Source organism: uncultured Cedecea sp., from assembly GCF_947498825.1.
Classification (GTDB): domain Bacteria; phylum Pseudomonadota; class Gammaproteobacteria; order Enterobacterales; family Enterobacteriaceae; genus JGM124.
In genome coordinates, this window is record NZ_CANMLV010000027.1 from 50,379 (window position 1) to 62,619 (window position 12,241).

The following is a 12,241-nucleotide window of genomic DNA, read 5'->3' on the forward strand; positions in this document are numbered from 1 at the left end:
AGTTACTGTCTTAACGCAGCAAATATCGTTTTAACTGACCAGATCTATAAAGAAAAGAGGGAACACAATGTGCTCTCTCTTTTCTATCGTTCAATCACTACATTTCTCGTGCTTTCTGCAGTTCTTCTTTACGCGCCAGCGCATCCAGCAGTTTCTGGTGGATGCCACCAAAGCCGCCGTTACTCATCACTAAGACAGTGTCGCCTGGCTGGGCTGTTTTCACAATCATCTCCACCAGGGTATCGATATCGGCACTCCAGTGTGCAGGCTGAACGCAGGCATCAACAATATCGATAACCTGCCAGGGGATATTCTGCGGTTGCAGAATAAATACTTCATCTGCCCGACCGAGTGATGGCCCGAGGTCATCCTTACTGACACCCATTTTCATGGTGTTGGAGCGAGGTTCCAGTACTGCCAGAATACGTGCGGTTCCGCCAACTTTGCTGCGCAGAGCCGCCAGAGTGGCTAAAATTGCGGTTGGATGGTGGGCAAAATCATCATAGACCGCGACCTGGTAAGCTTCACCTCGTAGCTCAAGGCGACGCTGGGCGTTAATAAACTCCCCCAGGGCTGCTGCGGCATCCACCGGGGACACGCCCACATGACGGGCAGCAGCAATAGCCATTAGACCGTTATGCATATTGTGTTCGCCAACTAGCTGCCAGTTCACCTCAGCCACCATCTCGCCATCAAGATAGACGCACCAGGAAGAAGCATCCGTCGTCAGTTTTTCTGCACGCCAGTGACCTTGTTCTCCCCCCACCAGTTCCTGTTCGCTCCAGCAGCCCATCGCCAGGGTCTGTTTCAGGTTAGTGTCATTTTCAGGCCAGATAATCTTGCCTGACCCCGGAACAATGCGAACCAGATGGTGGAATTGCTTCTGTACCGCTTTTAAGTCATCAAAAATATCAGCGTGATCAAACTCAAGATTATTGAGGATCAAGGTCCGCGGACAGTAATGGACAAATTTAGAGCGTTTATCAAAAAACGCGCAATCATACTCGTCAGCTTCAATAACAAAGAAGTCGCTCTCACCTAAACGTGCCGAGACAGAAAAATTACCCGGTACCCCCCCAATCACAAAACCCGGTTTATAGCCGCAGGCTTCGAGGATCCAGGCCGCCATACCCGCAGTGGTGGTTTTACCGTGAGTTCCTGCTACCGCAATCACCCAGCGATCCCGCAGAACAAAGTCATGCAGCCACTGAGGACCAGACTGATAAGGAATATTTTGTTCTAACACCGCTTCCACACAAGGATTGCCACGTGTCATCGCATTGCCGATTATCACTAAATCAGGTTTGGGATCGAGCTGAGAGGGGTCATAGCCTTCTATCAGAGCGATTCCTTGTTTTTCCAGCAAAGTGCTCATCGGTGGATAAACATTAGCGTCAGAGCCTGTCACTTCATGGCCTAAAGACCGCGCCAGCAGTGCCAGTCCCCCCATAAAAGTGCCACAAATTCCAAGAATATGAATGCGCATAAAAAAATCCTTTCTCAATTTACTGTATATTCTAACCGCATGCTCAGGTGGTAAGAAACGCCTTTCTGGAGATTAGTTATTTTGCTGGCGCGATTCACCTAGGCACAATGTTTTGAAATTTTGTTAGTATTGTTTTAGTTTTTGAAACCAACATCCCTATCCAGGAAAAAAGACATGAAAACGTTAGGTGAATTTATTGTCGAGAAGCAACACGAGTTTCCACATGCAACGGGTGAACTCACTGCTTTACTGTCGGCAATAAAGCTGGGTGCCAAGATAATCCATCGTGATATCAACAAAGCAGGTCTGGTTGATATTCTGGGCGCTAGCGGGGCTGAAAATATTCAGGGTGAAGTTCAGCAGAAGCTTGATCTGTTTGCTAATGAAAAACTAAAAGCCGCGTTGAAAGCGCGTGGGATTGTTGCAGGTATCGCATCTGAAGAAGAAGACGATTTTGTTGCCTTTGAAGGATGCGAGAACGCAAAATACGTCGTCTTGATGGACCCGCTGGACGGTTCTTCAAATATCGACGTTAACGTTTCCGTCGGGACCATTTTCTCTATTTACCGCCGTATCACACCTGTTGGTCAGCCGGTAACTGAAGAAGACTTCCTGCAACCGGGTAATAAACAAGTGGCTGCTGGTTATGTGGTTTACGGCTCTTCAACCATGCTGGTTTATACCACCGGTTGTGGCGTACATGCTTTTACCTACGATCCTTCTTTAGGGGTGTTCTGTGTCTGTCAGGAACGTATGCGCTTTCCGGCCGAGGGGAATACTTACTCTATCAACGAAGGCAACTACATTAAATTCCCGAACGGTGTGAAGAAGTACATCAAATACTGCCAGGAAGAAGATGCGACGACTTCCCGTCCTTACACTTCACGTTATATTGGTTCTCTGGTTGCAGATTTCCATCGTAACTTACTGAAAGGTGGAATTTATCTTTACCCAAGCACCGCAAGCCATCCTGAAGGTAAATTGCGTTTGCTGTATGAAGGTAACCCAATGGCGTTTCTGGCGGAACAAGCTGGCGGTAAGGCGAGTGACGGAAAAGAACGTATTATGGATATTATCCCAACTGAGCTGCATCAGCGCCGTCCATTCTTCGTGGGCACCGCGAAAATGGTCGATGATGTAGAACGCTTTATCCGCGAATTCCCTGACGCGTAAAAATTACTGGAGGATAGCCCGTTCAGGGCTATCCTTTCAGAGAGGTGAATTAGCAGCGGAAGGATGCCATTGCCCTGACCAAATGCTGCGACTGATCTTCAAGTGAGCGCGTCGCCGCAGCAGACTGTTCAACCAGCGCCGCATTTTGCTGAGCCGCCTCATCCATTTGACTGACTGCAATACTGATTTGCTCAATTCCACTGCTTTGTTCATGAGATGCCTGAGAAATTTCCCGCATTATCTTGGTCATCCGCATAATCTCTTCGGCAATTTCATCCATGGTTTCACCGGCCTGATTCGCCAGTTTATGCCCTTCCATGACATGAACACGAGAGCTGCCAATCAAAGCACGGATCTCTTTCGCCGCGTCAGCACTACGACTGGCAAGCGTACGAACTTCGCTCGCGACCACGGCAAACCCACGACCTTGCTCTCCGGCACGAGCAGCTTCAACGGAAGCATTAAGTGCCAGAATATTGGTCTGGAAGGCAATACTATCAATCACGCCAAGAATATCGGCAATATTGTCAGAACTGCTTGAGATATCACGCATTTTTTCAATCACATAACAGACGATTTCACTGCCTTTATCGGCAGTCGATGATACCGTACCCGCCATTTTATGGGCTTGCTCAGCATTACTCGCATTCTGCCGTACAGTAGCGGTAATTTGCTCCATGCTGGCTGCTGTTTGTTCCAGCGATGATGCCGTTGACTCGGTACGGCTCGACAAGTGCTGATTACCTGTCGCCAGTTCCCGACTACCAATATCAATCTGTGAAGTCGCATCCCGAACCTGGCTAATAGACTCCACCAGAGAATTACGCATAGTGGTAATCGCTCCGGTAAGACGGCCAAACTCATTTTTCCCGGCTGGCGGTAAAGGTTGAGTCAAGTCCCCCTGCGCCACAAACTCCAGCTGAGAAATGGCATTATTGAGCGGTTTAAGCAGTAAATGGCGTAGTGCCAGCCAGCCCAGAACAATCACCGCTGCAGCAATCGCCGCGACCAGAATAATCAATCCCAGGACAATATTTTTTTGCCATTGGATCTCAGCAACATCAGCACTGCCGCGATCGTCGCCCCAGCTCTGGAAGGTTTGCACTGATTCATCCAGCCGCTTGCCCAAAGGGATCAGGTGGCTTTCAAGCAGGTCGTAATAGCCATCAACATCATTCTTTGCCAGCACAGCCAGCATGGGTTCAATTCCCTCTGCCATAAAGGTGTTATAGTCGCTAATAAGACTGGTCAGTAACTGCTTTCCTGTCTCATCATCACCCTCTGCACCACTGAGGATCGCCTCAGTTATCTCCTGACGGGCGCGCATAACGCCTGTTTCGATGTTTCTCAGAGTCGTCCCGGCGTCATCCAGCAAGCCGATTTCCATCTGTCGCACGGCCTGCCCTGCTTCGCTACGAGCACGTAATAAAGATATATATCCTTCATTCAGGCGCGCTATCTGTCCGCTTTGTAGCTGGTTCATTCTTTCGAGCGAGGTTGTGCTGTGCTGTAAGGCATAAAGGCCTAAGCTACTCACAACCAGTAACAGAAATGCCATCACGGATAAGAGTGACAGCAATCCGGTACGAATAGACAAACTCTTCAACATGCTTAAGCCCCGATTTCATAACGCCTGAAAAATGACGTGGGTTAATTATCGGCATCTGACGAGGAATATTTAAACAAATTTAGTTTAAACCAACCTAACTTATTATTAATTAATAACTAAATTCAAAAATCTTACATATAACATGGTTGCTATTCTGGCAGGTTACGCCCCGAAGATAAAAGAGCAAAAGACATTTTAGTCCAGTTGGCTATAATAGCCGACACTTGAAATAGACCTGATTAAAGGAAACAGACATGAGCTTACTCAACGTCCCTGCTGGAAAAGACCTGCCAGAAGATATCTACGTCGTTATTGAAATCCCAGCGAACGCTGACCCAATTAAATACGAAGTGGACAAAGATAGCGGTGCGCTGTTTGTTGACCGTTTTATGTCCACCGCTATGTTCTATCCATGCAACTATGGTTATATCAACCATACCCTGTCTCTGGATGGTGACCCGGTTGATGTTTTAGTCCCAACCCCATACCCATTAGAGCCAGGCAGTGTTATTCGTTGCCGTCCAGTAGGCGTTCTGAAAATGACTGATGAGTCAGGTGAAGACGCTAAGCTGGTTGCCGTTCCTCATACCAAGCTGAGCAAAGAGTACGATCACATTAAAGATGTGAACGACCTGCCTGAATTACTGAAAGCTCAGATCACTCACTTCTTCGAACATTACAAAGATCTCGAAAAAGGTAAGTGGGTTAAAGTTGACGGCTGGGATAATGCTGAAGCCGCGAAAGCTGAAATCATCTCTTCTTTCGAACGCGCAGCTAAAAAATAGTCCTGCCCGCCAGGATAACAATAATCGGCCGAACTCCCGGTTATGTTGCAAAAATCCGTAACTCCTCAGAGGTTACGGATTTTTTATTTCCCGTCGCGGAAATTATTTAACGTTAATGATAATACGTCGGTAAGAGGTTAGCGGCAGCAGGCCATTGATGCCCTTTACAGGGTCGGCAGCATTCAGGTTTTGTCTTCACAACAAAATCGTTCAAATAGCCGCCAAAGGCTCTCCTGGCGTAAAAAAAGATGCCGCAACGTTATCCGTTGCGGCCTCCTGTAAGAGCTTTACTGACAAGTATTACGCCAGACGGCGTGTTTTTATTTATAATGCAGCTATTAGGGTTATCCCCGACAGAGCAACATCAATACTTGTCTTTATCCAGCCAGTTTCCACTCTCAATTCTTGTCAGTCCGTCCACCGGACGCTGATAGACGTACATCCATGCACTCCCATAAGGCGTTTGAATAAGATGACGCTTATACTCCCCTCCCTGGGTACGAAGTGCATCCAGTTCCGACAATGTTGATGCATCAATCCGGTAGACTTCACCAATGACTTCCCCTTCGCCAGGTACGGCGCCCGGGTAATGCCCAAGACTGTATAACACGAAGTTATTTTCTGTATGCTCGCCCATTAATTGAGCATTGGTCATCCAGTGACTGTTGCCTTGCTTGCGTCGTAAACTACCGTAAACAAATATTCGCATTGCTAAAACTCAAACTGATAGAGCAGATCTAGCGCCTGATCAATACCAGACACCGCTTCCAGATATAGCCTAGGCATTAAGCGATAGCGCAAGGTTAACGTCGCTAAAGAATCAAAAATACCTACACCATACTTCACCTGTAGACCCGGTAGTACATAGCCGCTGACAACCACCTGAGAAGAATCACCCACTCCTGCAGTATCCAGCGTCAGATTACTCACACCGAATGTCTCACCGATTTTACCCACAATCTGACCACTTTGTGCAACCCCCAGCCCCACTAACATTGAGGTCATCACATCACCGTCACCTCCAGAGCTATTTAAACTCTGTCCACGCAGTAAATATGACAGAATTTCTTGCTGTGACATAAGTGGTACTGAAAACAGTTGTACCGCAGGTTCCGGAGCCAGTCCTATTACTCTGACACCTGCGATAACGTTATTTTCGGTTGATTGCGGGTTACGGATAGCCTCAATATTAACATAGGGTTGTGCCGGTGGGCCGGAGAATAATAACTCACCTTTACGGACAATCAAATCCTGACCGTAAGCGCGGAAGCGCCCCTGAGGGATCGATATCTGACCATTCAGTCCGAGCCCCTGCTTGTCCTGGGTCACAGCTAAATCACCGGTTAAGCGCGCCCGGAGTCCAAATGCATTCAGCCAGATATTATTCCCAATGCGAATTTTTAAATTACTGTTAATAGGCACCGAGACTGAGCGGGTTTCTATCGGCTGCAGATTCTCATTTAGCATCACCAGGTCGCTGGAAACACCCACAGCGCTTTCCGGCAATTCATGGACCGTAATACGGGCCCAGGGAATATCGACATAGCCATTAAGGGTAAAAGCACTCGGGGTCGCAATAAACTCGACATCCGGTGAAACATCCAGGCGGGCCATCGGTGGGACAGTGATACGGAGTTTGTCCCCCTTCGCAGCAATACGTGCGCGCCAGTTATCAATAACGGTCCAGTCAGCATCGCCATTGAGCACTATCTGCCCCTGACGAGTACGCAATGTACCCTGTAGTACGGAACTCATGCCGTTGAATTCAACCGCCATCTGACTTGGTTGCATTTCAACCGGCATAAAATTGCCAGCAATATCCAGGTTATTCAGCTGTAGCTGGCCATATACTTGCGGACGCAGGAGGTTACCGCCCAGGCGCAGGTTAGTATTCAGCAGACCTTGTACTTTCTCACCACGAGTAAAGATTGCGTTAACCATATCCAGTGAAATATTGCGGATATTCACGTTTCCGCCAAGGTTACGTTTCCCCTGTGGGTCACTTACCTTCACATCTCCCTCAAACTGACCATTATCTGACAATTTGATAAACCAACCCGCCTGAGCAAGATTATTTTTGATCTCTGCATTCAGGTTTAATTTCTCAAAAGCCAATGGTAGAGGCTGGCCGTTGACGTCCTGAACAACTTTTACCCCCTGGCCATTCAACGTCACTTTACCCTGGGGTAAGCCCCCCGCCTCACTGTCCCAGCTCACATTTGCTTTACCCGAAAATATGCCTGTTGCCTGCGTTTCAGCCGGTAAATAAGGTTTGATCATATTTAAGTTAAAACGTTTAAGATCAACCGCTGCATGACCTTTAGCACCGGCCTCTATCGGTTGTGGCACACAAAGTTCAGCATCCGGGTTAATCCAGCAATGCGGGCCTATTTCCACTTGTTGTTTCTGATTACTGAACGCAATCGGCATCACCCGACTCAAACGCCATGGCCCAACCAGGGTATCAAAACGCGTATCACTGAGCTGCCCGCTCCAGGTCTCTAGCTTTCTGTCAAAACTACCTGAGACGGTGAGTTGTCCGGATACGGGTTCACTCTGGATGCGGAGCTGTAACTTATGATTTTTCTCTTCTCCTTTAATTCCCATGGTGACCAGGGCGACATTGAAATCAGGGATCGCAATCCGCTCCATTCTCAGGTCCATATCACCACGGATAACATCATGAGAAACAATATCGCCTTTCACGAAAATTCGGGCGACCGAGAAGTCCTGGAAACGCAGGTTACTGGCGTTAATATCAGCCAGTACTTGCGGAGCATCGACCTCACCACGCACTTTAACCGAACCTTTGATCGCCCCACCCAGTCCTGGCAGGATGTTATCGAGGCCGGGGGCGTTAATAATGGCATCCAGATTAAGCGCTTTCTGACCGAACTCTCCTTTGATATCGGCCTGGTTACGTCCCAGCTGTAAACGCAAATCCGGGATATTCCACTGCATATAGTTGTTGCCGCGCACCTGGCCCTGGACGTTAACTTTATTCTCTTTAACGTTTCCTGAAAGCTTCAGTTCCGGAATATCAATTTGCCAGCTTCCACCGTAGAGACTACCGCTGGTTTTAATCTTCCCGTCCAGTTTTGCCGGCCATTCAGGAAACTGCTTAGCGGTATTGATATCTGCCAGAGTCAAGTCAGCGCGCCAGCTAATGGCCTTGGACCAGTCAAGGATCCCACTTAACTCGGTATTCCCCTGTAAAGCAGCCAAACGCAGTTTATCAATGGTAAATTGCTCGGTATTACCCTTTCCGTCAAGGAACAGGGTCGCCTCAGGAAGATCTTTTCCCTGGAAAGCACTGTTCAAAGACAGCTTATAGTCGGTCATTTTACCGCTAAAGCGGAATTTAAAATCATCAGCCTGGTAGGCTTTATCTCCGCTCAGAGGCCAGTACAGCTGTTTACTGTCGACAGCAAGATCCAGCGGCAATCCTGCTTCGGCAAGCCTTGTCTGCGCTTTCAAGTCGACATTGACTGGCCCGGATAGCGCGACGTCAACATCCAGCGTTTCACGCAGCGCACCGCCAATCTTGAGCGCAACTTGTTCACCGATAACAGGTTCGATATTGAGTGTACTATTGAGGCTCAGATTCACCGGCCAGTTACCCTGTAATCTGGCGGTTCCTGTGGCGTCTACTTTACCTTGTGAGGAGTCAACCGCAAGGGTATCGAGATTGATATCACTATTGATACTACTGGCCTTCAGCAGCAGAGAGTGAACCGCAAGCTCCGTGTCGCCGCTCAGACGCAGATCTGTGGCTGAAAACTGTTGAATATCGAGATTAATCGGCAGATTAACATCCGCCATTTGCGGTAAAAAAGGCTCGGCAAATAGCTTATTCAGGGTTTCACTCAGTGACTCTTCTTCAGCAACCGCTGGCAGTTCTGCTTCTTCAGCCGCTTCTACAACAGGGGTTTTTGGCAGGGCTATTTGCAAACCTTTCAGAGTGGTCGGCAGTAATGTCAAATTAATGTCTTGCCACTTCAAGCCTGAAGAGAACTCGCTGAGCGCAACGGAGGTGCCATCGATACTCAGGCTAATATTGTTCAGTCCGACATGGCTCAGCGTCAGGGGATAAGGCGTGGACAAATTCAGCGCCCCGGAATCTTCCTCCGGAACCTGTTCAGTCGGTGGCATCTTGCTGGTATCGATAGCGATATCTGCATCTGCCAGGGAAAAATCATCCACACACAGGCGACTGTCCCACAAACATCCTGGATCAAGTGCCAGATGGACAGTTCCCGCTTTCACATCAACACCTGGTTGCTGATAACGTAAATCCTTGAGAGTCAGATTGCGCCACCCACCGTCAACATTGCCAATATTCAGGCCTGGTACCCAGCGATTAGCGGCATTAAATAACAGATGCAGGCCAGGTGTTGTTCCGACTAAAAAACCGACTGTACTGACAAGGACTAACACAACAATCAATACTGCGAGGCTTATCTTTTTCCAGAGACTCATAGTTCAGGCCCCAAACCGATGTAAAACTGTAAACCCTTCTCATCTTTATCTGCGACGGGTACGGCAAAATCTAGCTTAATTGGCCCAACCGGGGACTGCCAGCGGACACCGATCCCGGCGCCAGTTTTGAAGTCACTCTTGGTAAAGTCATCGACAGCTTCACCGCTGTCCACAAATACCGCTCCCCACCATCTTCCGGTGACGTTGTACTGATATTCCAGTGAACCCGACACCATTCTTGAAGCACCTATCAGTTTCCCGTTATCGTCACGCGGTGAAATAGACTTGTATTTATAGCCGCGGATACTGCGATCCCCACCGGCAAAAAAGCGAAGATCCGGTGGAACACGAGAGAAATCATTGGTTTCTATCCAGCCAATAGTACCGCGAACCACAAAGCGATTTTTTTCCGCAAGCGTACGGATCCAGACGTTTTGAGCCTGGAAGATACCGAAGTCGACATCGGAGCCCCAGGAGGTATTAGAAACATCTATCGAGTAACGCTGTGAGTCACCCCATACTGGCATCAGACCACCACGGGAACGGGTACGACTCAGGTTAACCCCGGGATAAAGCAACATGGTGGTATTGGTCACATCAGCCTGGGTAAAGTGATCCAGACTCCAGCGCAAGTTAATATTACGCTGCCAGCCGCTCGATAAGTCCCAGTAGCGTGAGAGCACTGCGGTAGTAGAATCCGAACGAGTATCGTTTAAGTCGGTACGTTTAAAACCTGTTTGTACCAGGTAATACTGTTCAATAGGGTTTTTAAGCAGTGGAATTTTATAGCTAAAATCCAGCGTTTGTTCAGGGGCTGATAGCGTGGTAGTGGCCGTCAGACTTTGGCCATATTCGTTAACCCAGGGTTTTCTCCAGGAAGCTCTCAAACGAGGCCCGACATCCGTGGCATATCCGCCCCCCAGCTCGACGGAGTTTTGTGTACGCGGTGTCACCACCCCATCAAGTGGTAAGATTTTGGTTTCACGTGATTTATCAAAGTCAGGCGCCACAACGACCGAGTTAAACCAACCCGTTGCTGACAAGCGGCGGTTCAATTCGGCCAGTTCGCTTGACTGATAAACGTCTCCCTCTTTAAAAGGGATCAGGCTTTGCAGATAATCATCTCTAATCTGCGAGCCTTGAAAGGTCACTTTACCAAAGCGGTAACGCTCGCCACTATTGAAGTCGATGTCCCAAAACGCCTGATGTCTCGCCAGCGATACGCCAAGCTGACTTTTAACAAACTCACTGTCGAAATACCCTTCGCTTAAGGCAAGACTTGAAAGGTCACTCTTAAAACTGTCATAGTCGCCCTGATTGAGGATCGTACCTATTTTTGGCCGTGTTTTAAGCAGTGCGAGATATTTTTCATCTGTCCGCGCACCACCACTTAATACCACATCAGTTCCGCCAATCAGTACGGGCTCACCCGGCGAGACTTCAGCCTGCAAGACCTGGCGGCCTTTCCCTACCGGTGGAGGATGCAGAGTAAACTTAATGGTCGGTTCAAAATAACCCAGTGCTTTCAAACCTTCACGGATGGCATCATCGACGCGAGACTGGAAGCGTAAATCGGGGGTCACCTCATCACTCTGAATGGTCGATAACTGAGCACGTACGTTTTTTTGTAATTCGCCGCTCAAACCATCAACCTGTAATCGAATATTTGCGGCAGTAGCCCATGTACTCACCAGACACAGGCTGGTAATACATAAAATACGGATAGCTGGCACGTTTCCTCCTGAATTTCTGATTTCCCTGAACGGAAACATTCACACTACTTCGCGGAGACATCACGCGTCAGCAGAGACGTTGAAAATGGTTCACTCGCCTTGATATCTCTTTATATACCCAAAATAATTCGAGTTGCTTCCAGGCTCCCAGTTCCCCCGTCGATGAGCATAGATAAACTCTGTGATTCGGGGGCTGGACGCAGGTAACACCCAGGCAACTTGAAGTATGACGGGTATAATCTCATTATTCGCATGTATCGTCAGCCATTACGCCCATTGTGGCAACCTTACTCGACTCATTCCATTATAGTGGAGACACAGACTGATGCCTTTGTTTGACAAAACACAACCCGTATCACAGGCTAACGCCTTACCCGGTCGGAATTTTCCCATGCCTGTCGCCGAGATACATGCTGTAAACGGCCACTCTATGACAAATGTACCAGATAATATGGAAATTGCCCTGTTTGCTATGGGATGTTTCTGGGGCGTAGAACGTTTATACTGGGAAATACCCGGTGTTTATAGCACAGCAGCCGGCTACTCTGGCGGCTATACACCGAATCCGGGCTATCAAGAAGTCTGTACAGGTCAGACCGGCCATGCCGAAGTCGTAAGAGTAGTTTACGACCCGCAAGTGGTCAGCTTTGACAAGCTACTGCAAGCTTTCTGGGAAAATCATGACCCAGCCCAGGGAATGCGTCAAGGCGGAGATATCGGTACTCAGTACCGCTCAGCTATCTATCCCCTGACCCCCGAGCAAGATGCCGCTGCACGCGAAAGCTTAGAGCGTTTCCAGGCAGCAATGAAAGCATCAGGTGATACTCGTCAGGTTACCACTGAAATCACCCCAGCCAGCACCTTCTTCTATGCCGAAGATGACCACCAGCAATATCTGTTTGACTGCTCCCCGCCCTGAAGGACGGGGATTCCCAATTCACAGAGTCCAACCTAAACAGCATTAAGCGATTCAGGA

General features: G+C 48.5%; 8 protein-coding genes. 3 read left to right on the forward strand and 5 right to left on the reverse strand.

Going from position 1 to position 12,241, the window contains the following annotated elements; translation table 11 throughout:
- Positions 1-97: 97 nt before the first annotated feature.
- On the reverse strand, positions 98-1,486 hold the full coding sequence (gene mpl, locus Q1A40_RS20415) for a UDP-N-acetylmuramate:L-alanyl-gamma-D-glutamyl-meso-diaminopimelate ligase (RefSeq protein ID WP_300004628.1): 1,389 nt from the start codon (positions 1,484-1,486) through the stop codon (positions 98-100).
- A 174-nt stretch (positions 1,487-1,660) separates the two neighbouring features.
- Here mpl and fbp point away from each other — a divergent pair, with 174 nt between their 5' ends.
- Positions 1,661-2,659, forward strand: coding sequence for a class 1 fructose-bisphosphatase (gene fbp / locus Q1A40_RS20420; protein ID WP_300004631.1), 999 nt, complete (start codon positions 1,661-1,663; stop codon positions 2,657-2,659).
- 49 nt (positions 2,660-2,708) lie between these two features.
- Here fbp and Q1A40_RS20425 read toward each other — a convergent pair whose 3' ends face one another.
- Positions 2,709-4,268, reverse strand: coding sequence for a methyl-accepting chemotaxis protein (locus Q1A40_RS20425; RefSeq protein ID WP_300004634.1), 1,560 nt, complete (start codon positions 4,266-4,268; stop codon positions 2,709-2,711).
- 254 nt (positions 4,269-4,522) lie between these two features.
- On the opposite strand from Q1A40_RS20425, the gene ppa reads away from it, so the two are divergent.
- Positions 4,523-5,053, forward strand: a complete 531-nt coding sequence (ppa, locus tag Q1A40_RS20430; RefSeq protein ID WP_300004637.1) for an inorganic diphosphatase — start codon at positions 4,523-4,525, stop codon at positions 5,051-5,053.
- Positions 5,054-5,417: 364 nt separating this feature from the next.
- Here the strand turns inward: ppa and Q1A40_RS20435 are convergent, their stop codons facing one another.
- From Q1A40_RS20435 to Q1A40_RS20445, 3 genes are read right to left on the reverse strand one after another with little or no spacing between them, the layout of a single operon-like run.
- On the reverse strand, positions 5,418-5,762 hold the full coding sequence (locus tag Q1A40_RS20435; protein ID WP_300004640.1) for a gamma-glutamylcyclotransferase: 345 nt from the start codon (positions 5,760-5,762) through the stop codon (positions 5,418-5,420).
- 2 nt (positions 5,763-5,764) lie between these two features.
- Positions 5,765-9,532 (reverse strand): translocation/assembly module TamB domain-containing protein, encoded by a 3,768-nt coding sequence (locus Q1A40_RS20440; RefSeq protein ID WP_300004643.1) that lies wholly within the window; start codon positions 9,530-9,532, stop codon positions 5,765-5,767.
- On the reverse strand, positions 9,529-11,265 hold the full coding sequence (locus Q1A40_RS20445; protein ID WP_300004646.1) for an autotransporter assembly complex family protein: 1,737 nt from the start codon (positions 11,263-11,265) through the stop codon (positions 9,529-9,531). The genes Q1A40_RS20440 and Q1A40_RS20445 overlap by 4 nt, the downstream gene beginning before the upstream one ends.
- 325 nt (positions 11,266-11,590) lie before the next feature.
- Here Q1A40_RS20445 and msrA point away from each other — a divergent pair, with 325 nt between their 5' ends.
- Entirely contained in the window at positions 11,591-12,184 is a 594-nt protein-coding gene (msrA, locus tag Q1A40_RS20450) for a peptide-methionine (S)-S-oxide reductase MsrA (protein ID WP_300004649.1), read from the forward strand.
- Positions 12,185-12,241: the final 57 nt, after the last annotated feature.

What these genes read in the sequence shown, in the direction of transcription:
- mpl (WP_300004628.1), bottom strand. Translation starts at nt 1,486, where the DNA reads ATGCGCATTCATATTCTTGGAATTTGTGGCACTTTTATGGGGGGACTG.
- msrA (WP_300004649.1), top strand. Translation starts at nt 11,591, where the DNA reads ATGCCTTTGTTTGACAAAACACAACCCGTATCACAGGCTAACGCCTTA.
- fbp (WP_300004631.1), top strand. Translation starts at nt 1,661, where the DNA reads ATGAAAACGTTAGGTGAATTTATTGTCGAGAAGCAACACGAGTTTCCA.
- Q1A40_RS20425 (WP_300004634.1), bottom strand. Translation starts at nt 4,268, where the DNA reads ATGTTGAAGAGTTTGTCTATTCGTACCGGATTGCTGTCACTCTTATCC.
- ppa (WP_300004637.1), top strand. Translation starts at nt 4,523, where the DNA reads ATGAGCTTACTCAACGTCCCTGCTGGAAAAGACCTGCCAGAAGATATC.
- Q1A40_RS20435 (WP_300004640.1), bottom strand. Translation starts at nt 5,762, where the DNA reads ATGCGAATATTTGTTTACGGTAGTTTACGACGCAAGCAAGGCAACAGT.
- Q1A40_RS20440 (WP_300004643.1), bottom strand. Translation starts at nt 9,532, where the DNA reads ATGAGTCTCTGGAAAAAGATAAGCCTCGCAGTATTGATTGTTGTGTTA.